Source organism: Imperialibacter sp., assembly GCF_040222815.1.
Classification (GTDB): domain Bacteria; phylum Bacteroidota; class Bacteroidia; order Cytophagales; family Cyclobacteriaceae; genus Imperialibacter.
The window spans coordinates 533,447-554,481 of the sequence record NZ_JAVKCH010000057.1; the positions used below are offsets into that span (position 1 = coordinate 533,447).

At 46.8% G+C, this 21,035-nt stretch carries 14 protein-coding genes; 10 read left to right on the forward strand and 4 right to left on the reverse strand.

The annotated features are described in order from the left end of the window. Window positions 1-12: 12 nt before the first annotated feature. A complete protein-coding gene (locus RIF36_RS28325; protein ID WP_502880039.1) occupies window positions 13-438 on the forward strand; it encodes a DUF427 domain-containing protein in 426 nt (141 codons plus the stop codon). Here the strand turns inward: RIF36_RS28325 and RIF36_RS28330 are convergent, their stop codons facing one another. Both RIF36_RS28330 and RIF36_RS28335 read right to left on the reverse strand, forming a co-directional pair. Continuing rightward, on the reverse strand, window positions 439-3,315 hold the full coding sequence (locus tag RIF36_RS28330) for a TolB family protein (protein ID WP_350121835.1): 2,877 nt from the start codon (window positions 3,313-3,315) through the stop codon (window positions 439-441). Next, window positions 3,312-4,457 (reverse strand): aminotransferase class V-fold PLP-dependent enzyme, encoded by a 1,146-nt coding sequence (locus tag RIF36_RS28335; protein WP_350121834.1) that lies wholly within the window; start codon window positions 4,455-4,457, stop codon window positions 3,312-3,314. Before RIF36_RS28335 ends, RIF36_RS28330 begins: the two co-directional genes overlap by 4 nt. Window positions 4,458-4,510: 53 nt before the next feature. Here RIF36_RS28335 and RIF36_RS28340 point away from each other — a divergent pair, with 53 nt between their 5' ends. The 6 genes from RIF36_RS28340 to RIF36_RS28365 all read left to right on the forward strand — a co-directional run bounded on the left by RIF36_RS28340 (window position 4,511) and on the right by RIF36_RS28365 (window position 12,508). Further along, on the forward strand, window positions 4,511-4,834 hold the full coding sequence (locus tag RIF36_RS28340) for a Rieske (2Fe-2S) protein (protein WP_350121833.1): 324 nt from the start codon (window positions 4,511-4,513) through the stop codon (window positions 4,832-4,834). Between the two features lie 76 nt (window positions 4,835-4,910). Next, window positions 4,911-5,597: a response regulator transcription factor gene (locus tag RIF36_RS28345; RefSeq protein WP_350072416.1), complete on the forward strand. Its 687-nt coding sequence runs from the start codon at window positions 4,911-4,913 to the stop codon at window positions 5,595-5,597. A gap of 1 nt (window position 5,598) precedes the next feature. Next, the gene (locus RIF36_RS28350) at window positions 5,599-6,963 is read left to right on the forward strand and encodes a HAMP domain-containing sensor histidine kinase (protein ID WP_350072415.1); all 1,365 of its coding nucleotides are present in this window, start codon (window positions 5,599-5,601) and stop codon (window positions 6,961-6,963) included. Between the two features lie 84 nt (window positions 6,964-7,047). After that, on the forward strand, window positions 7,048-8,301 hold the full coding sequence (locus RIF36_RS28355) for a TolC family protein (RefSeq protein ID WP_350121831.1): 1,254 nt from the start codon (window positions 7,048-7,050) through the stop codon (window positions 8,299-8,301). A gap of 11 nt (window positions 8,302-8,312) precedes the next feature. Next, the gene (locus tag RIF36_RS28360) at window positions 8,313-9,401 is read left to right on the forward strand and encodes an efflux RND transporter periplasmic adaptor subunit (protein ID WP_350121829.1); all 1,089 of its coding nucleotides are present in this window, start codon (window positions 8,313-8,315) and stop codon (window positions 9,399-9,401) included. A 5-nt stretch (window positions 9,402-9,406) separates the two neighbouring features. Then, window positions 9,407-12,508, forward strand: a complete 3,102-nt coding sequence (locus RIF36_RS28365; RefSeq protein ID WP_350121827.1) for an efflux RND transporter permease subunit — start codon at window positions 9,407-9,409, stop codon at window positions 12,506-12,508. A gap of 8 nt (window positions 12,509-12,516) precedes the next feature. On the opposite strand, the gene RIF36_RS28370 is transcribed toward RIF36_RS28365, so the two are convergent. Next, on the reverse strand, window positions 12,517-13,485 hold the full coding sequence (locus RIF36_RS28370; protein ID WP_350121825.1) for a threonine ammonia-lyase: 969 nt from the start codon (window positions 13,483-13,485) through the stop codon (window positions 12,517-12,519). A 91-nt stretch (window positions 13,486-13,576) separates the two neighbouring features. After that, the gene (polA, locus tag RIF36_RS28375) at window positions 13,577-16,366 is read right to left on the reverse strand and encodes a DNA polymerase I (protein ID WP_350121823.1); all 2,790 of its coding nucleotides are present in this window, start codon (window positions 16,364-16,366) and stop codon (window positions 13,577-13,579) included. Between the two features lie 418 nt (window positions 16,367-16,784). Between polA and RIF36_RS28380 the strand changes: the two genes are divergently transcribed. The 3 genes from RIF36_RS28380 to RIF36_RS28390 all read left to right on the forward strand — a co-directional run bounded on the left by RIF36_RS28380 (window position 16,785) and on the right by RIF36_RS28390 (window position 21,032). Beyond that, complete coding sequence (locus RIF36_RS28380; RefSeq protein ID WP_350121821.1) at window positions 16,785-17,348, forward strand: DUF4251 domain-containing protein; 564 nt, start codon at window positions 16,785-16,787, stop codon at window positions 17,346-17,348. Window positions 17,349-17,524: 176 nt separating this feature from the next. Continuing rightward, a complete protein-coding gene (locus RIF36_RS28385) occupies window positions 17,525-18,487 on the forward strand; it encodes a hypothetical protein (protein ID WP_350121819.1) in 963 nt (320 codons plus the stop codon). A gap of 187 nt (window positions 18,488-18,674) precedes the next feature. Beyond that, on the forward strand, window positions 18,675-21,032 hold the full coding sequence (locus RIF36_RS28390) for a prolyl oligopeptidase family serine peptidase (protein ID WP_350121817.1): 2,358 nt from the start codon (window positions 18,675-18,677) through the stop codon (window positions 21,030-21,032). Window positions 21,033-21,035 lie beyond the last annotated feature (3 nt).

A 21,035-nucleotide genomic window follows, 5' to 3' on the forward strand; every position in this document is an offset into this window, starting at 1 on the left:
CTATTAAAATCAATGCAAATTAGGGCTTATTTAAAATCAGTCCAAATAAAAAGAGCTGATTTTTGTCAGCTGGAAGATAGTTGGCCCAAATATTACTGGGTGGCAGAACCAATAACCCATTTTGATGTTAAAAAGGTATATCAAAAGCAAGCACCTATGAAAGCGATTTGGAACGGCCAGGTAATAGCAGAAAGCAATGACACTGTTGTTATTGAAAACAATCACTACTTTCCGGCCAACACCATCAAGAGCGAGTTTTTTAAAGAAAGCAACACTCATACAGTCTGCCCCTGGAAAGGGACTGCTTCTTACTACACTTTGGAAGTGGCTGGAGAGCAAAACAAAGACGCCGCCTGGTATTACCCTGAAGCCAGCGAGCTAGCCAGAAACATAGAGGGTTATGTGGCTTTTTGGAAAGGTGTGAAGGTGGAGAAGTAGCTAGAAGCCAATCGAGCCGAGCAGCACGTTGAAAACATAGGTGTCTTGCTCTGGTATGTATACCATCCTGACACCAGTGGAAAAAACAGGCAGGTATCTCATGATATTGTAATCCAAGAAGAGGTCGAGGCCTACTGAACTGAATGTAACGTCGGAAGAGGGTGTGGTTCCTATTCCATAATCGTAGAATGCATTCGCCCGAACTCGCTGGACATAGAGCAATGGGCCCAGGGCGAGATCAGGATAAACTAGCGGTAACGCATAGTTAGCGGAAAACGTGGTCAGGTCCTTGAACGATGTGTAGCCATAGCCTCTGACATACTGAACCTGGCTGCGAAACCTATAGTTATTGATATCCTCTTTTTGGTAGGCTCCACGCAGTCTGACGGAATGGTGCTTCAGCACACCAGGCAGATACAGGTATGCCTCTCCCGACCACAGAGTCGACAAGTAATCGCTTCCTTTAAATGGCGTGTCAAAATAGCTGAGGCTAACCGATTGCCCCCATTTTGGATAGATATCACGCTTGCTTTGTTTGAGAAGCCGGGAGTAGCTTAGGCTGTATTGCGCAGAATAAAGGGAGCCATTTCTCTGTTGGTCAATGTCCAGCACCGGATTGGCATAGTCTTCAACCAGAGTCGAGGAAAACACAGCTGCCACTGAAGCATCTTCCTGATACTTTGAGTGCGTGAGGTGAAAAGGAATACGAAGGCCGCCGTTGAGTCCCTTTTCAGTCCAGGTATACAGTCTGTTGTCGTTGTTGACATTTTCAAAAACGGACCTGGTGCCAGACAGCACCCCCACATCTAGAATAACAGGTAAGCCCTGATAGGAGAGATTGGCCGACCAGTACCCGGTACCTTCCGTGAGGTTAATGGTGTACCCGGCATCCATATACATGGTGCTCAGAATGTTTTGCGAATAAAACCCGAGCTCGATTTGTCTGTCGCTGAGTGTGTTTATCCAGCCCCAACCGTAGGGCCGGAAAAGGTGTTTGAACTGATGATACTTTTTGATGTCAAAGGTTACTTCCGGCACAGTGTTAAGTATATCAGCCTGGTTTTCCTGCGCTACCAAAGGCTCAAAATAGTTGACTGGATTGACCACCATTTCCTGGATTTTAGTCCAGTTCGCAGCCTCGAACGGAATCCGAACAACGTCCCAACCATCTTTGGTCATCTCGTTGTAGTAAATCCAACTTCCATCGCTTGTAACGCTTGGGTTGTAGGCCCCAATTCGTGACGAGGTCACCTGATAGCGTGCTTTGGAGGAAAGGTTGAGGGCATATAAATTGTCGAGCCCGGATGCATCGGAGGCATAAAGCAACCAGTCATCCGTCAGCACAGGATGCCCTATGTTTTCAGTTGTTGAGCTGATCCATTCAGTTTCCTGACCTGATTCGATATCAATGCTAACGATGCTTTTCTTTGGAGCAGCATGCTTCAGTGCTACTATCGATAGCCCGTTGCTTGAAAACTGCGGCATTGAATAGAAGTGATTGCCGGGGTTTTCGAATCTGTTGAGGACATTACCGCTTTTTGCGTCGAGCAGCACAATGTTGAACTGATTGTCGATGCTTGATTCTATGGTAACCACTATTGTGCCATCTGGCGAAATGCCTGCTCCTTTGTAGCGCTTGCGTTTGCCCAGGGTAGCTGCTTTTCCTGTTTTCAAATCAAAAACTTTGATTGAGGAATAGGTGGTTTTGTCCCAGCGGGGGTGAAAAAGAATCTCGTTCCAAACTACCTTGTCACCGCCCGACGACAGGTAACCGTTGTCTTCCCAAACTCCTAGTGTGTGCAGCACTTTCCAGTCACCATTTTCTTGATGCCGTACCAGCTGCGATATATCTCCGATACCATATCTAATGGCCAGTAACTCTTTGTCTGACGTTAACTGTGGGTAAGCATATTCAGTGTACGCCTTTCCTCTGTTTTTGGTAATGGTATCAAAGCTTGTTAGTTGAAGCTCGGCCACCTGTTTTTCATATAGCCCTTCCATTTCCTCGCTCATGAGGTTGTAGTTTCTGGTGACGTTGAGTCCAGTTTCTTTTTTCAGTGCCCTGGAGAACGTGAAGGGGAGAATTGGCCAGCTAAAGGAACGTTCGGTTACTCTGTCCAGAATGTCATCACCGTAAGTTCTGCGGAGGAAGGTAGTCATCAGGTAACCGGTGAGGTAGTGGTTGGGAATCTGGTCTTTGTAGGATCGCAAATACTGCTTCTGATACTTAAAACCCCCTCTGTCGAGCACATTGGCACGGTGAAGTGCCTGGAAATAGGGAATACGACCCCTGCCCGAACCGGACATGGCTGTTTCGATCCCCACGGCGTCGCCCTCCCAAAGCCAAAGTGGCGTTGAGATAAATGCCAGGCCCGCCAGTACGTCCTCTCCAAAAAACCAATAGCCCAGCTTTGAGATTCCCGTGATGGACTTGTCGAATTGCACCACATGCCGGAATTCGTGGGTAGCCAGCGTGTTGAGCCAATCGTTGTTGCCGAGAAACTTATAGTCTTGCGGGGGAGAGGTATAAAATTCAGATCTCCTAGGCCCCAGTGTTACAAACCCGTTGGAGATAACTCCCTGGTTTTGTAGCAGAATTGGAATAGGTCTCGGCTTCTTGCCCAGCGACTTGGAGACAGGGCCATGGAGGTGCTCCAGGGTGTTGGCCATTCGCTGACCTTCTTTTTCAAAGCCTTCGGGAAAGAGCACATTGAAGTTGTCGGTTATTATTTCATTCCATTTTAATGTGGCGGGGTTGTTTTCCATCACCGGAACCTGCGCAAAAATGGAATGAAAAAAACACAGCAGAAGTAAGGTTAGAGCGGTTGGCTTTTGCATAGGCTGAAAACAACCTACCATTTGGTTAACCTTAATCATTCGAAGCATTTAAGTAAGACAGAAATGTCGTCGAAATTGTTGTAAACATTGGGTGAAATGCGGATAGAGGTGCCTCTGACGGAAACACTGACTTTGTGCTGTTGAAGGAGGGCCTGGGTTTTCTCAAAAGAGGTCTTTTCTTTGAACCTAACCCCAAAGAGGTGAGGAGAGCGATAGGCGTCATCTTCGATCAGATAGCCTTTGTTGCGCAAAATGGTAATAGCCTCCCGGGTGAGTTGAGTGCAATACCCGCTTATTTCAGGCACCTGCCATTTGATGATTTGTTTGAGAGCAGCCTTTAGCATGGGCACAAGAATAAAATTGCTGTGCTCGCCCACCTCATAGCGGAGGGCTCCGGGTTGATAATTCTCCTGATAGTTGATGAGGTTAGCAAAATTCTCACTTTCAAATCGGTTGATCCAGTTTTCTTCTACCGGCGAGCCATTGTCAAAGTATGGGCCGTAGTAGCCAAGCCCGATGGAGTAAGGGCCCATCAGCCATTTGTACCCGGCACAAACCAGGGCATCGGGCTCAATTTCTTTTACACTGAATGGGAAAGCTCCCACCGACTGCGTGCCATCAATGACCAGCAAAGCACCAACCTCCCTGGTGCGCTGCCGAATTTTCTTCAATTCAAAAACTGTTCCGTCGGCCCAATGACAATGGCTGATCGCCACAAGTTTAGTCTTACGGCTGATCGCTTCCAGAATGTTCTCATTCCATTTCTTTCCACGTCCTCCTGCCAGCTCTGGTGGAGCAATTATTTTGAGCTCTGCTCCCTGATCCCGGCAAGCGTTTATCCACGGATAAACATTGCTTGGAAACTGCTCTCCCGCAACAATGACTTCATCGCCTTTGCTCAGCTTCAGGTTCCTGGTAACTGTGGCCATGCCATAAGACACAGAAGGGATCACAACTATTCGATTGGGCTCAGGTGTATCAATTATCTCTGCAAACAGGGTCCTTAACTCGTCGGTATCCGAAAAAAAATCTTGTGGCGAGACCTGATAAGGAAACCGCTTTTTTTGCATACCCTCGATGCCTTTTTCTTCAACCTTGATCATCATAGGCGACATGTAGGCGCAGTTGAGGTAGGGCACACCTTCAGGCAGAAAAAATTTATCTCTTTGGCAATCGAGCATCGTTGTTCTAATTTTAGCTATCGGGGTAAAAATAATTGTAATAGTAACAATACATGCAATGGTATAAGGTATTTTCCGGCAAACAGGCCATGCAAAACAGTCTGACGATGAACAAGCCGGTAAAACTGACGGCTGGCGGGAAAACGCTTTGCCTTGTGATGACGCCGAAAGGAGTTTTTGCTTTTCACGACGCCTGTCCACATATGAGGTTTCCGCTGCACCAGGGGAGGGTCAATCCCTTCGGTGAAATAGTATGTGCATTACACAGCTATCGTTTCAACATGGAAACTGGGGAGGAGGCAGAGCAAAGAGGCAGCGATCTGGACTGTTGCCCGTTGGAGTGGAGGGAGGATGGGCTGTATGTTGGAGTGGAGTGATCCTTTCTGAAAAAGAGGTCTTATGAATCCTTATTACTCGTATAATTGTGAACTGTTGCCACTCACTTTTTAAACCATGACCAACGTACTGCTGCTGGAAGATGATTTTACGATGGCCAATGAGCTGAAGCGGCTTTTTGCGAGCCATGGCATGACTTGCGACGTGGTATATGACGGAGTGGTTTTTTTTAAGCAGCTACAAGCCAGTAGCTACCAATTGTATGTGCTCGATATTAATGTGCCTTCCATGAGTGGGATAGAGGTTTGCAAAAAAATAAGACAGACCGACAGTGCTACTCCCATCCTGATGTTAACCGCCTACAGTGCTGTGGAGGACAAAGTGGAAGCGCTTGAATATGGAGCGGACGATTACCTGGTAAAACCATTTCAGATTGAGGAGTTGTTGGCCCGCATCAAGGCATTGCTGCGCAGAAGTGTGTCACCGCAAAAGACGCCCGACAGTTTGCTGAAGGTCGCTGATTTGGAGATTTCGGTTGATGAGATGAAGGTGTGGAGGGCAAAAAAGGAAATCGTGCTAACACCTAAAGAGTATCGACTTCTGGAGTTGCTGGCCAATGCCCGGGGTCGAGTTGTTTCAAAGCAAGCCATAGCTGAACAGGTGTGGGACATCAACTTTGAAACAGGCACCAACACTATTGAGGTGTATATCAACTTTTTGAGAAACAAAGTAGACAAGGGCTTTGACTCGAAACTTATCCATACCAGACCAGGCTTTGGATATTATCTGAAGGAGGAAGAGTAACATGAACCTGAAGCAGCGATTTTCTATCATTTTTAGCTTGCTGTTTTCGGCACTTCTGGGGGTTGTGCTTCTGATGATATTTTCGCTGTTTTCTCAATTCAGAAAAGAGGATTTTGAGGAGCGCCTTCAAGAAAAGGCGATCACCTCCATCAAGCTTCTTGTAGAAGTAAAAGAGGTAGATTATCAGCTGCTTAAAATCATCGACAGGAACACCATCCACAAGCTGTATAATGAGAAAATCTTAATCTTCAACGATAGTTTAGACCTGATTTACAGCAGTATCGATGATGCTGTCATTAGCTGGAACCAGGACGATTTAAAGTACCTGAGGGACAATAAGACTTTTTTTAAAAGGAGTAACGAGTATGATGTTTATGGCATGTACTACGACTCCAATGAGAAGGATTACTTTGCACTGGTTACTGCCGAAGACAAATACGGAAACAGAAAGCTCGATTACTTGAAGTATCTTTTGTTGGGGGCCTTTTTTGTGGGTGCAACCACGGTTTGGATCTTGTCATTTTACCTTAGTAAGAAAAGCCTGCTCCCTCTGGACATTGTGCGGGAGAAGATTCAGCAGATTACAGACAACAACCTTAATATCAGGCTTCCGGCCTCCGGAAAAAAAGATGAAATCGACATGCTTTCGGGTTCGTTTAACCAGATGCTTGACCGGATAGAGGGTTCTTATAAAAGGCAGAGAGAATTTGCGTCCAACGCATCACATGAGCTTCGAACCCCCATTACCCGGATAGTTACTCAGCTTGAAAACGTGGCGCATGAGAAGAGCCTTTCGCCGGAGGCAAGGCAGACCTTGCGAAGCATTTCTGGAGATACTTACCAGCTATCCGACGTTGTCACTTCTCTCCTCATTTTATCAAGAATAGATGAAAAGAAGGGGCTGGGCTCCTTTCAGAAGGTGAGGCTTGACGAGTCGATCTTTGCCTGCTCGCAAAAACTTTCCAGGATTTACCCCGACTACAAGCTTCACTTTGAAATAGAGAACAACACCAGCCAGGAGATAAGTCTGGAAATAGAGGGGGACGAAGTTCTGTTGGGCATCGCCATTACTAACCTTTTGAAAAATGCCTACCTGTACTCTGACAATCAGCAGGTGCTTTGCACATTGCGCATCAATACCGATACAATCGAACTAGTGCTTGTTAACAGTGGAGAAACACCCTCTGAAAGTGAGCTTACCAGGCTTTTTCAGGCGTTCAAGCGAGGATCCAATACCGCCAATAAGCCGGGAAGCGGGCTTGGGCTGGGTATAGTTCAACGAATTCTTCAATACCACAACGCATCCATCACCTATAGGATTCCGGAGGCTCGTAAAAATGAAGTGGCGGTCACTTTTAAAATTTAAGGTTTATTTAAGGTAGTCTTTAAGCTTTCTATAAGCTCGCCGCCGTCTATTTGCTACCAGGTTATTTAAGACGGTAAGCAAAGGATGCGCTATCATATTACAGGCTTTTTGTTTTTGGTCACAGTTTTTGGGGCATTTGGGCAGGGAGGCTATACACTAGCCGAGGCTGAGTCGAAGTTTTTGAACGACAACCTTCTTATGCTAGCTGAACAATACAATGTGGAGGCAGCAGGAGCACGGGCGATCCAGGCAAGGCTTTGGGACAACCCCTACTTTTCGGCAGAATTGAATGCTTTGAATCCGCAGGACAATAGGATGTTGGATGTTGGAAAGGCGGGACAGAAAGGCTTTGCAATTGAGCAACTTATTCACCTTGGTGGGCAGAAAAAGAATGAGGTGAACCTGGCGAGGTCCAACGTGAAGCTGGCCGAGCTTCAGTTCAATGATCTTCTTCGGAACTTGAAGTACCAATTGCGATTTAGCTACTTCTCCATTTATTACGACTTGGTGTCGGTGGCGGCACTCGACAACCAATTAAGCAATGTAGACTCGCTTCTGGCGGCATACGAAGTGCAGGTGAAGAAAGGAAACATTGCCCTCAAAGACATGGTGCGGCTCCGGTCGCTTTATCTCGGACTTAAGAATGACCGCACCATGCTGGCTTACGATATCATAGAACAGCAATCGATACTCAGGCTGCTTTTGGACTCCGGGACAGATGTTGTTCCCAACCCTACAGCCGCCGAGCTGCAAATATATGAACAGCGCCCCGTTCTAGGGGCAGACGTGCTGGCGGAGGCTGCTTCGGCTAACAGGCCCGACTTCTTGTACGCATCCCAGCACGTGGAGTCGAATCAATGGAACGTGAAGTGGCAGAAGTCCTTGGCTATTCCTGACCTTACTCTCGGAGCGTCTTACGATCAACGGGGAGGTGCCTTTCAAAATCAGGTAAATCTTACGCTGGGCCTTCCTCTGCCGCTTTGGAACCGAAATCAGGGGCATATCAAACTAGCCGAAGCAGAGTTAGCGCAATCGCAAAAGCTATATGAGATGCAGTCATCAAAATTGCAGAACGAGATCATTACAGCTTTGCAAAAGTATGAAGAGGCCTTTGCCAACTATCAGTATATCAACTCACCCGACTCCGATTTCAACAATTTTGACAGAGTGTATGCAGGGGTGCTGGCTAACTTCCAGAAACGGAATATTTCGCTGATAGAATTTACCGATTTTATGGAAAGCTATCAGCAAAGTATTATTCAGTCCAACAACATTAGAAAAGACTACGCAGGTGCCTGCGAGCGAATTAATTACACGACTTCTACGCCAGTTTTCTGAATAAATAAACGATGAGAAAGCTACTACCAATCATTCTCGTGACAGTGTTGGCGACCCTTTGGGCATGCCACCAACCGGATACCGACACGAGTGAAAGAGAGCAAACATTTGTGCTCAGCGATGCCATGTTTAAGTCTACTACGACGGCCAAAACCTCTCTGGAGCCGCTTCGGAACGAACTAAGGTTCTATGGCAAAATCACCACCGATAACAACAAGTTGATAGAAGTATTTCCTGTGGTGGGAGGCAACGTGGTAAAGGTATATGTGGAGCTGGGCGATTATGTCAACAAGGGTCAGCTACTTGCTACCATAAGAAGTACGGAGGTTGCCGGCTTTGAGAAGGAAATGCAAGATGCCAAGAATGATTTGTTGGTGGCGCTGAATAATGTGAAAGTAGCGCAAGAACTCTATGAGGGAAAATTGGTGGCTGAAAGAGACGTGATAGAGGCCAAAAGCCAGCAAGAAAAGGCTCAGTCGCAACTCAATCGAATCGAGGAAACCTATAGGATTTACAACATGAAGTCGGGCTCAATCTACGAGGTGGTGTCGCCTATTAGTGGCTTTGTGATTGAGAAAAACATCAATCAGGACATGCAACTCAGGAGCGACCGGACGGACAACATTTTCGACATCGCCCAGATAGATGATGTGTGGGCGATTGCCAACGTTAACGAGAGCGATATCAATGAAGTGAAGCTTGGGGTTGATGCTTTTGTAACAACACTCAGCTATAAGGACAAAGTATTTCATGGCAAGGTGGACAAGATATTCAACATCATTGACCCCGCCACAAAAGCAATGAAAGTTCGTATTAAACTGGCCAACAATGATTATATGCTGAAACCGGAAATGAGAGCCTCGATTCGTGTCAGCTACACTGAAGACATGCAAATGCTGGCTGTTCCTTCCAACGCCGTAATCTTTGACAAGAGTAAAAACTTTGTGGTCGTTTTCAACGATCGTTTTGACCTGGAAGTGAGACAAGTTGAGACTTTCAGGCAGCTGGGTGACATCACCTATATCGCCGCCGGATTGAAAGAAGGAGACAGGGTAGTTACCCACAATCAGCTGCTCATTTACGACGCCCTAACTGACTAAAGTTCATGAATAAGTTCATTAGAAGCATTATTGCCTTTTCGCTCAAGAACCGGGCCTTCACGTTCTTTTGGGTCGGTATGCTCGTGATTGCTGGCTTTATCAGTTTCAAAAACATGCCCATCGAGGCATTTCCAGACGTTACCAATACCCAAATCATCATCGTAACCGAGTGGAACGGCCGAAGCGCAGAAGAAATTGAGCGATTCGTTACTACGCCTATAGAAATCGCTATGAACTCTGTCCAGAAGAAGACCAGCGTTCGCAGCATTACCATGTTTGGTCTTTCCGTGATTAAAATCATATTTGACGATGATGTGGAAGACTTCTTTGCCCGCCAACAGGTCAATAATCAGCTCAGAAACGTGTCGCTGCCCGAAAGCGTGGAGCCTGATGTGCAACCACCCTACGGCCCGACTGGAGAGGTTTTCCGGTATACGCTGAAAAGTAAAAACAGAGACACCAGGGAGTTGCTTACCATTCAAAACTGGGTGATCGACAGACAACTGCGCTCTATCCCTGGCGTGGCCGACCTGGTGGCGTTTGGTGGTCAGGAGAAAGTTTATGAGATAAGTATTGACCCCAACAGGTTGGCACAATTCGACGTCACACCCCTTGAGGTGTATGAAGCCGTGGCAAAGAGTAACCTCAATGTTGGCGGAGATGTGATAGAAAAGAATGGTCAGGCCTATGTTGTCAGGGGTATTGGATTGCTGCAAAGCCCGGAGGACATTGAGAATATTATCGTCGATGATGCAAACGGTAACCCGGTGCTTGTGAAGAACCTGGCCGAGGTAATAGAAAGCTCAATGCCACGGGTGGGCCAGGTAGGTCTGAACGACAACGACGATGTAGTCGAAGGCATTGTTGTGATGAGGAAGGGTGAGAACCCTAAGGAGGTACTGGAGAGAGTGAAAGCCAAAATAGAAGAGCTCAATACCCGGGTGCTACCGTCAGATGTGAAAATGGAAACCTTCTACGACAGGGACAACCTGATGACTTACACCACCAATACCGTTATGCACAATCTTTTTGAAGGAATTGTGTTTGTGACTGTTATTGTATTCCTTTTCATGGCCGATTGGCGAACCACGCTGATCGTTTCTATCATCATTCCTCTTTCGCTACTCTTCGCTTTCCTCTGCCTTCGGATGAAGGGCATGAGTGCTAATTTGCTTTCGCTGGGAGCTGTCGACTTTGGGATTATTATTGACGGCGCAGTGGTGATGGTGGAAGGACTCTTCGTATCGCTCGACCACATGGCCCGGCACAGAGGAAAGGTCAACTTTAACAAGCTGGCGAAGGCTGGAATGATCAAGAAAACAGGTACAGAACTCGGCAAGGCCATATTCTTTTCCAAGCTGATTATCATTACCGCCCTGCTGCCAATTTTTGCCTTTCAGAAGGTGGAAGGTAAGATGTTTTCCCCCCTCGCCTACACACTGGGCTTTGCGCTGATTGGCGCTTTGATCTTCACGCTTACATTGGTGCCTGTTCTTTCACACCTGCTGCTTAACAAGAACGTAAAGGAGACCTACAATCCGTTTGTAAACATCTGGAATCGAATGGTTGAGAAGGGGTTTTTGTGGACATTCAGGAACAAGAAAATATCATTGATTACAGCACTTATTTTGCTGGCGGTTACGCTCTTTTCATCAAAGTTTTTGGGTACCGAGTTTTTACCTCAGTTGAATGAGGGGGCACTTTGGGTGGAGGCCAAGCTGCCGATGAGCTCCAGCCTGAACGAAACTGTGAAGACTGTAGCCACGCTTAGAAAAGAGCTTCAGAGTTTTGAGGAGGTAAACGGCGTCCTTTCCCAAACCGGAAGAAGCAACGACGGTACTGACCCAAGTGGGTTTTATTATGTGCAGATGCAAGTGAACCTGAAGCCAAAGGAGGAGTGGAAGCGAAAAATCTCACTGGACGAATTGGTAGAGGAAATGGATGAAAAGCTCAGGAACTATCAGGGCATCGTTTACAACTACTCTCAGCCAATTATTGACAACGTTGCCGAGTCCGTGGCGGGCATCAACGCATCCAATGCGATAAAAATTTACGGCGATGACCTCGACGACCTTGATGAAATAGCTGGCCAGGTTATTGAACAAATAAAGGACGTGCCTGGCATTAAGGACGTGGGCATATTGAGGAACCTTGGGCAACCGGAAATCAGTGTAGTTCTTGACAGGGAGAGGATGGCTGCCTATGGAGTGACCATCGCCGATGCACAAGCTGTACTGGAAATGGCTTTTGGTGGCAAAACAGTGACTCAGAAATATGAGGGAGAAAAGAAATTTGATGTGCGCATCAGGTATGATAAAGATTACAGGAAAGACGAGAGGGACATTGCTAACCTGAAGGTACCCACCATTCACGGGGCCAAAATCGCACTGAAGGAAATTTGCTCGATTGAAACCATTTCAGGCCCAGCCTTTATTTATCGGGACAATACCAAACGCTTTATTGGCGTGAAGTTTTCGGTGCGTGAAAGAGACCTCGGCAGTACTATTGAGGAGGCGCAGAAAAAGGTATCAGCCAATATCAATTTGCCGGTTGGATATAGCGTAGGGTGGACCGGCGAGTTTGAAAATCAGGTGAGAGCGACGAAAAGACTGGGAGAGGTGGTGCCCATCAGCATCATCGGTATTTTTGTGCTTTTGTTTATCATGTTTGGCAATGTAAAGGATTCGCTCCTTGTGCTAGCCAATGTGCCTTTTGCCCTCATCGGAGGTATTTTGGCCCTTCACATGACAGGCATCAATTTCGGAATTTCTGCCGGCGTCGGCTTTATTGCCCTATTTGGCATTTGTATCCAAAATGGGGTAATTCTTATCTCCGAATTTCACAAAAACATTAAGGCAAAACTGTCACTCAATGAGTCGATCATAGAAGGTGTGAAAGTCAGAACAAGGCCAGTAGTGATGACTGCGCTTATGGCGTCAATAGGCCTGATCCCGGCTGCAACGTCAACTGGAATCGGCTCTGAATCGCAAAAACCACTGGCTGTGGTGATTATTGGCGGCCTGATTACAGCGACCGTTCTAACACTGCTCGTATTCCCAATTATTTTCTGGGTATTCAACAAAACCAAACACGAACAGATCAGGTAGTGACGAAATTATTTGGCGAACGACTTACCGAACGGCAAATCTTCCAAATCAACATTGCCACCGGTGAGTATAATGCCTATTTTTTGCCCCTTGAATTCCTCTTTTCTTTTCAACAAAGCGGCAAAGGGTACGGCGCATGAAGGTTCGATGATGATTTTCATACGCTCCCAAATGATGCGCATGGCGTCGACAATTTCAGTTTCCGAAACGGTGACGATTTCCTTAACGTGATTTCTGATGATCTCAAAGGTAAGCGGGCTCAGGCTTGTTCGCAGGCCATCGGCAATTGTCACGGGCGGCTTAGCAGGCATCAGCATGCCTTTCTTCACCGACTGATAGGCATCGTCTGCTAACTCAGGTTCGGCCCCAATAACCGCAGTTTTCGGCGAGAGGTAATGGCAAGCGAGGGCGGTGCCGCTTAGCAAGCCACCGCCACCTACAGGGGCCATTACTACATTCAAATCCACGACCTCTTCCATCAGCTCTTTGGCGGCAGTAGCCTGGCCGGCGATGATAGCCTGGTCGTCGTAAGGAGGGATGAATGTTGCTCCTGTTTCAGCTATTACTTTCTTTAATGTGTCCTCTCTTGACTTCAGAGTGGGCTCGCAAAAAATGACTTCAGCACCGTAGCCGATAGCAGCGTTTTTCTTCACCTCGGCCGAATTGCTGGGCATAACGATATAGGCTTTTACGCCAGCCATTTTAGAAGCAAGCGCAACAGCTTGTGCGTGGTTTCCTGATGAGTGTGTGGCAAACCCCTTGGTCCGGTGTTCAGGAACGATGGAAAAGATGGCATTTACGGCCCCTCTCATTTTGAAAGCCCCAACCTTCTGGAAGTTTTCGCATTTGAAATAAACACTGGCACCAACCATTTCGTCAATGCTATGCGAAGTGAGTACAGGAGTTTGCAGGATGTGGCGAGCGATTCGGGTGTGGGCCCGCTTGATATCGCTCATAGAGGGAATGGTCAATTCCATGTTTTATGGTATTTCTAGGTTGTTATTTTTTTGTAAAAGGTGATCGATATCCAGCATTCAACTAACCGGTCACGGACGACCTCGCAAGGTCTTAATGTGCCTCCAGCCAGTTGTTGCCTACGCCGGTGCCGACCTCCAAAGGTACTTCAAGGGAAATGGCATTTTCCATAAAATGCACCACTTTTTCTTTGACTACATCCAGCTCACTTTCATGCACATCGAAAACCAATTCATCATGCACTTGCATGATCATCTTAGTCTTCATTTTTTCCTTGATAAGCCAGTCATGTATGCGTATCATGGCGATTTTTATAATATCGGCGGCACTCCCCTGGATAGGTGCATTGATGGCGTTTCGTTCGGCAAAACCACGAATGGTGATGTTTCGGGAGTTGATGTCTCTCAGGTAGCGACGTCTCCCCAGTATGGTTGTTACGTATTCCTGTTCACGTGCCACGTTCACAATATGATCCATGTAGCGTTTTACTGCTGGAAACTCAGTGAAATATGCATCAATAATCTCTTTCGACTCGGTACGGGAAATACTTAGGTTTTCCGCCAGACCAAAAGCCGAAATTCCGTAGATGATACCAAAGTTAGCCGACTTGGCAATGCGCCTCATGTCGGAGTCCACTTCTTCCAATGGCTTTTTGAAGATTTTGGCAGCAGTGGTTGAGTGAATATCCCTGCCGTTTTTAAAGGCCTCAATCATACTTTCGTCTTTGGCAAAAGCGGCAATAATGCGCAGCTCGATTTGGGAATAATCCGCAGAAAATATTTTGTAGCCTGCTTCTCGTGGAATAAAGGCCTTCCTTATCTCCCGACCCTTTTCGGTTCTTATCGGGATGTTTTGCAGGTTTGGATTGTTTGAGCTCAGTCGCCCTGTGGCCGCCACCGCCTGGCGGTAGTCGGTATGTACCCTTCCGTCTATTTTGCTGATCATCAGCGGCAAGGCATCTACATAGGTAGACTTCAGCTTTTGATACTCCCGGAATTCCAGGATCTTGTTGGCGATGGGGTGTTCGTTCGCCAGCTTTGAAAGGATATCTTCCCCAGTAGCATATTGGCCGGTCTTTGTCTTTTTGGGACTGTCGATCAGCTTGAGTTTGTCAAAAAGTATCTCACCCAGCTGCTTGGGAGAAGCAATGTTGAATGTTTCTCCAGCAATTTCATAGATTTCTTTTTCTACTATTTTACTGGCCTTCTCCAGCTCACCCGACATTTGGCTTAAAGCATCGGTATCAATTTTGACGCCTTCGTACTCCATGTATGACAGCACTTTCACCAACGGACCTTCTACTTCGTCCAGCAGTTTTTTCATGCCGTATTTTTCTACCTCAGGCTCAAGCTTTTCCTTTAGTTGCAAGGTGATGTCGGCATCTTCAGCGGCATATTCCTTGATGGCTGCCAAATCTGCATCCCTCATGGTGCCCTGCTTCACGCCTTTTTTCCCAATAAGGGTTTCGATAGAAATTGGGCTGTAGTTCAGGTAGTTTTCGGCGAGCACATCCATGTTGTGACGGGTGTCGGGATCGACCAGGTAGTGAGCCAGCATGGTATCAAACAATGGCCCCGCCACTTCAACGCCATACTTCTTGAGCACCGTCATATCGTATTTGATGTTCTGGCCAATCTTGGTAATGGTTTCGCTTTCAAAAACCTCCCTGAACTCCTCGGCTATTTTCTTGGCGTCCTCAAACTTTTCCGGCACGGGGATGTAGTAGGCTTCGCCAACTACATAGGCAAAGGAGATGCCCACTAGCTCCGCCTCAAATGAGTCAATATTGGTGGTTTCGGTGTCGAAGCAGACCTCTTTTTGCAAAAGCAGATATTTGAGGAGACTTTTCCTTAACTCGGGAGTGTCTATGAGGTGATAGTCGTGCACTTCCGTAAAAGCCGTTTTCTTTTCAGCAGGCTCCTCGTCTTCGAAACTCTCGTTGCTGATTACCGGGGCCGGAGCACCGAAAAGATCCATTTGCGATCCCGTTTCCTGCTTTTTAGGCTCGCCGAAGATACGTTTGGTGAGGGTTCGGAATTCCAACTCATTGAATATTCCCTTCAGTTTTTCCTCATCAGGCCCTTTAAAACGCAACAGCTCCTCATCAAACTCGATAGGCACTTCACAGTGGATGGTAGCCAATTCTTTGCTCAAAACACCTTGTTGAGCAAACTGGATCACATTTTCCTGAAGCTTGCCTTTAAGTTTATCAGTATTGGCGATGAGGTTTTCTACAGTGCCGAATTCTTTTAAAAGCTTGGAGGCTGTTTTGGCGCCCACACCAGGTATGCCGGGTATATTGTCAACGGAGTCGCCTTGTAAGCCGAGCAAATCACGCACCTGATCCACATTGTCAATGTCGAATTTGGCCAGCACTTCAGGGATACCCAGAATTTCCACTGAATTACCCAGGAAAGCTGGCTTGTATAAGTAAACATGCTCCTGCACAAGCTGAGCGTAATCCTTATCGGGCGTCATCATGAAGACTTCAAATCCCATATGCCCGGCTTTTTTGGCAAATGTTCCAACAATATCGTCGGCCTCGAAGCCATCCAGCTCCAAAACAGGAATCCGATAGGCCTCGGCCATTCGTTTTACCCATGGAATGGCTATAGAAATGTCTTCCGGCTGAGCTTCCCGGTGAGCTTTGTATGGCTCGTACTGCACATGCCTGAAGGTTGGGGCAGCAGTATCGAAGCAGATGGCAATATGAGAAGGCTTTTCCTTAGTTAAGATTTCGAGCAGCGAATTAGTGAAGCCAAGAATGGCTCCTGTGCTCATGCCTTTTGAGTTTATTCTTGGGTTTTTGCTAAAGGCAAAATGGGCCCTGTAGATAAGGGCCATTGCGTCAAGCAGGAAAAGTTTTTTCTCGGGTTTGCTCATAATGGTAAAGGTAGAAAAAATGGAGTTTCCATTCGAGAAAGTATGCAGCTTAGCTCCGCCTAAAATTTTTTTTAAGACGGCACCAACCTTTTATTTCCAATTGTGTCATTGATGGTGTTATGAGAAAACGAAGATATTTTTTGATTTTATTGGGACTGGTTGTAGGGATGGTTTGCTTTTTAACCTCATTTGAGTCTAAACCGTCAGCTGGGCGTAATGCTTCTGTTGTTAGCTATTACCTCCGCTGAGACTGATCCTCGTTTTTTGATCACCATCAATCTTTGTGGTTCGCCTTTGTGGCGAACTGCAAAGAACTGGAGGTGGATGTGATTCCTCCCACAAATGTTAAAAATTGCTAAAAAGGTACGAGTGGCATCGCTTTTGATTGTTATAAGGTTGTACTAAACAATTAGAAGCTATGAAGAAGTTGAAGAATTTAGCGGTGCTTGGATTGTTGATCTTAGTAGTACCGGCTTATAGCCAAACGGCTGATGACAATGAGAAACTTTCCAAGGCTGATAGAAAAGAACTTAAACAGTTAGAGAGGGATCAGGAAATGACTGAGCTCAAAGAAGTAGTGAATGAGCGGTCGTTCCTCATAGACGCCGATTTCCTCCTTGACAGACAAAGCCGACAGTATATGGCCACGGCCAATAATTTTGTTTCCATTGAGGGAGACCGAGTTATTATGCAAACTGCCTCTCCCTACGGCATAGGCTACAACGGCATTGGTGGCGTTACGGTTGTTGGTCGAATACTAGACTATAAGGTCAACGAGAGTAAAAATGGCAACAACTTATTCGTCACCATTCAAACAAGCTCAGTTGGCTATGGTAACGGCACCATATTTATATCTATTCGGGGCAAGGAAAACGCCGTGGCCCGATTTTATGGGCCCTGGGGAAGAAGTCTTGCCTTTTCGGGAGATGTGGAGCGCCATGGCGGGTCGTTTAAATACAAAGGAATGAGTGTCCCCATGTAGCACTTACAAAAACACATGAAGAAAGGCCCGTTGCTTAGCAGCGGGCCTTTTTATTTTATTGAAAATTTAGGAGTATCTTAGATGCTGGATGAAATCGAAAGTGCAACGCTGGTTTTTTTGAAGACTTCGGTTATCACCTATGAGTTTTAGTAACATTATTTCTAACCTGAGCGATTATGAGAAAACTTATTGCAACTGCCCAACTTGCGCTTTCCCTGGCGTTTATTCTTGCCATTATCAGTTGTGGCGATAAGGACGATGCCCCATTAGCGTCCCTGGAGTTTGATGGAAGCTATAATGGGATTTTTTCCATGCAAGGGGTTCAAATTGGCACCTGGACTATGCTGGTCAACAAGGGGCAGGCCAGCGGCTCTTTCGATTATATCACGGGAAGTACAACTTACACAGGCACTGTTTACGAAGGGGGCAAGCTTGAAGTAAACATCACTTACGACGACGGATCTACCACAGAGACGGTCATCACTATTAAAGAGGACGGTGCAGTATCGGGAACCTGGGCAAACTCCGATGTGGAGTTTGGGGAACTTTCCGGAGCAATAGAGGTGACAAGCTTTGACGGCAGCTACAACGGGATTGCTTTTTCTGACGATATGTATTCCGCTTCCTGGTCGCTGACAATCAGCAAGGGAAAGGCGACAGGTGCTTACAGCGGAGGAGACGGCAATGGCCTGATATCTGGATATGTTGATAGCGAGGGAAAATTATCAATCGGCTCTGCCTTTGCCACAGGAACTGTGCTGACTGCGCAGGGCAGTATTGCGGATGGCAACGTCACGGTAATTTGGTTCGATACAACACAAGAAACGGGTACAGCCCTTGGTGCTATTGCCACTGGAGCTTTTGACAATGACTATGAAGGAACGGCACAAGGCGGCGGTGTCGTTATTGGTACCTGGACTTTGAATATTGCGGGCGGCAAAGCGATGGGCATTTATAATGGCAGCGATGATTCATCGGCGATTAATGGCTTTGCCAACGAGGATGGCGACATTTATCTGGGCATCAACCAGGGCGACGGGGATGTGGTGACTGTCACCGGCACCATCGAAGGTGGGGATATCGCTGGCTCATGGACCGATTCTGACGGACGAAGTGGAACGTTCGTAGGTGGCATCTAACACATGAGGATTGTTGGTTAACTCAAACCAACCGATTCAGCATTTACATTAAATTTATTCTGAAGATCACAAAGTCGACTGCATGGCAGCCGACTTTGTTTTATTTTACCCTGGCTGCGCCTTTTGTGTAAGGCTGCTTTCAAAAGTTTTGAATAAGGTGAAAATTGTTCAAAATAATATTGACCCAATGAGACCAATCTACACTGTTGTCCTTTTGCTGGCTCTGTCGTCAGCAGCCACCGCCCAGTCTTCCCTTTCCATTCCGCAGATCATGCAGGGCCAAGATTTCACGGGCTACTGGCCGTCCAGCCTATGGTGGTCAGAAGACGGTAAGACAATTTACTTCGACTGGAATCCTGATAAGAACCCGAGCGATTCACTATATAAGTACGTCGTAGGCTCCAATGGACCCGTGAAGGTAACTCCGAAGGAGAGACGGGCTCTTCCGTCCAGACGAGGCACGTACAATAAGGCAATGACCAAAAAGCTGTACGAAAAAGGTGGGGACATATTTGTTCTGGATCTGAAGAGTGGAGCAACTACTCAGGTGACTAATACAGCAGGTAGGGAGTCGGATGCTTATTTTGGCCCGGATGAAAAGACCATCCATTTTACCTTCGATAACAACCTGCTCTCCTGGGACATTTCAACGGGCGTTATCACCCAACTTACCAACTTTAAAGAGGGCTCTGCAAAGAAGCCCAAAAAACTATCGGAACAAGATGAATGGCTAAAAAATGATCAGCTGGGGCTTTCGCAGATTGTGAAGCAGCGCCATGAGGAAGATGAACTGGAAAAGGAAATCCGAAAGGCAGATCAAGCAGGCAGACCAAAGGAAATTTACCTTGAGGGCAAAAGTGTGTCAGGTATTCAAATGAGTCCCGATGGCAAAGTCATTTCTTATGTTCTTTTTAAATCGGCGGACAATACCCACAATACCATGGTGCCTGAGTTTGTAGCTGAATCAGGCTACACGGAACCAATCAATACGAGAACAAAAGTGGGCTCCGAGTTATCGAAAAGGGAAGTTTGGATGTTTATGCCTGCCACAGGAAAGGTGATGCAGGTGAAAACCAATGATTTACCGGGGATCAAAGACAAGCCCGATTTTTACGCCGACTATCCAAAGCTTGACACGATGAAGGCTTTCGAAAGAGAAGTGTTCGGCTTTGGCCCTTTCTGGTCTGACGACGGGTCGAAGGCAATGATGGTGTATCGGTCGGTCGACAACAAAGACAGGTGGATCACTTTGCTGAACCCTGAAGACGGATCGAATACATTACTGGATAGGCAAAGGGATGAGGCCTGGGTAGGCGGCCCCGGCGTGGGTTGGTCAATGTATTCTCCTGGTGACATTGGCTGGTTGCCTGACAACAAAAGGATTTGGTTTCAGTCGGAAGAAACTGGGTTCTCACATTTGTACGTATTGGATGTAGATAGCAAAAGCAAAAAGGCTTTAACGGCTGGAGAATATGAGGTGTACGATGTAAGCTTATCCAAAGACAAGAAGTCGTGGTATTTCAGCAGCAATGAGGGAGACTTCGGACAAAGGCACTTTTACAAATTGCCGTTGGAGGGAGGTAAGGCCGTGAAAATTACATCACAGGTGGGAAGCAACGATGTCACACTGTCACCAGACGAGAAGAACCTGGCCATGTTGTTTTCAACAGCCAATAAGCCCTGGGAGTTGTACTTGATGCCGAACAAACCTGGGGCAGCGATGAAGAAAATTACCTCGTCAACTACGCCTGAATTCGACGCATATAACTGGAGAACTCCCGAGTTCACTACTTTCACAGCCAGGGATGGCACTGAAGTGCCGGCGAGGCTTTATAAGCCAGCTAACCCAACAGCCAATGGCCCGGCGGTAGTTTTTGTGCATGGAGCAGGCTACCTACAGAATGCGCACAAATGGTGGAGCAGCTATTACCGTGAGTATATGTTCCACAACTTTCTGGTAGACAATGGATACACAGTGCTCGACATTGACTACAGGGCCAGTGCAGGCTACGGCCGTGATTGGCGAACTGCTATCTATCGGTTTATGGGGGGTTGGGACTTGTCCGACAATGTGGATGGAGCCAAGTTCCTGGTGGAGAAGCACAACGTGAGCAAAGACAAGATCGGCGTTTATGGCGGCTCTTATGGTGGCTTTATTACGCTGATGGCGCTGTTTACCGAGCCCGATGTTTTTGCTGCTGGTGCCGGTCTGCGTTCTGTTACCGACTGGGCTCATTATAACCACGGTTACACTTCTAATATCCTGAACACCCCCGTGCTGGATAGCATCGCTTATCGCAAATCCTCACCGATTTATTATGCGGAAAACCTGAAAAAGCCTTTGCTCATTGCCCATGGCATGGTCGACACCAACGTTCACTTTCAGGATGTCGTTCGACTGTCGCAAAGATTGATTGAGTTGGGTAAAAGGGATTGGGAAATGGCGTTGTATCCGGTGGAGAATCACGGCTTTGTGGAGGCTTCTAGCTGGGCCGACGAGTATCGGAGAATTTACGAGCTATTCGAGAAAAATCTGAAAAAGTAGCTT

Coding starts and splice junctions, on each gene's coding strand:
- RIF36_RS28325 (WP_502880039.1), top strand. CDS start 13: ATGCAAATTAGGGCTTATTTAAAATCAGTCCAAATAAAAAGAGCTGAT.
- RIF36_RS28330 (WP_350121835.1), bottom strand. CDS start 3,315: ATGATTAAGGTTAACCAAATGGTAGGTTGTTTTCAGCCTATGCAAAAG.
- RIF36_RS28335 (WP_350121834.1), bottom strand. CDS start 4,457: ATGCTCGATTGCCAAAGAGATAAATTTTTTCTGCCTGAAGGTGTGCCC.
- RIF36_RS28340 (WP_350121833.1), top strand. CDS start 4,511: ATGCAATGGTATAAGGTATTTTCCGGCAAACAGGCCATGCAAAACAGT.
- RIF36_RS28345 (WP_350072416.1), top strand. CDS start 4,911: ATGACCAACGTACTGCTGCTGGAAGATGATTTTACGATGGCCAATGAG.
- RIF36_RS28350 (WP_350072415.1), top strand. CDS start 5,599: ATGAACCTGAAGCAGCGATTTTCTATCATTTTTAGCTTGCTGTTTTCG.
- RIF36_RS28355 (WP_350121831.1), top strand. CDS start 7,048: ATGCGCTATCATATTACAGGCTTTTTGTTTTTGGTCACAGTTTTTGGG.
- RIF36_RS28360 (WP_350121829.1), top strand. CDS start 8,313: ATGAGAAAGCTACTACCAATCATTCTCGTGACAGTGTTGGCGACCCTT.
- RIF36_RS28365 (WP_350121827.1), top strand. CDS start 9,407: ATGAATAAGTTCATTAGAAGCATTATTGCCTTTTCGCTCAAGAACCGG.
- RIF36_RS28370 (WP_350121825.1), bottom strand. CDS start 13,485: ATGGAATTGACCATTCCCTCTATGAGCGATATCAAGCGGGCCCACACC.
- polA (WP_350121823.1), bottom strand. CDS start 16,366: ATGAGCAAACCCGAGAAAAAACTTTTCCTGCTTGACGCAATGGCCCTT.
- RIF36_RS28380 (WP_350121821.1), top strand. CDS start 16,785: ATGAAGAAGTTGAAGAATTTAGCGGTGCTTGGATTGTTGATCTTAGTA.
- RIF36_RS28385 (WP_350121819.1), top strand. CDS start 17,525: ATGAGAAAACTTATTGCAACTGCCCAACTTGCGCTTTCCCTGGCGTTT.
- RIF36_RS28390 (WP_350121817.1), top strand. CDS start 18,675: ATGAGACCAATCTACACTGTTGTCCTTTTGCTGGCTCTGTCGTCAGCA.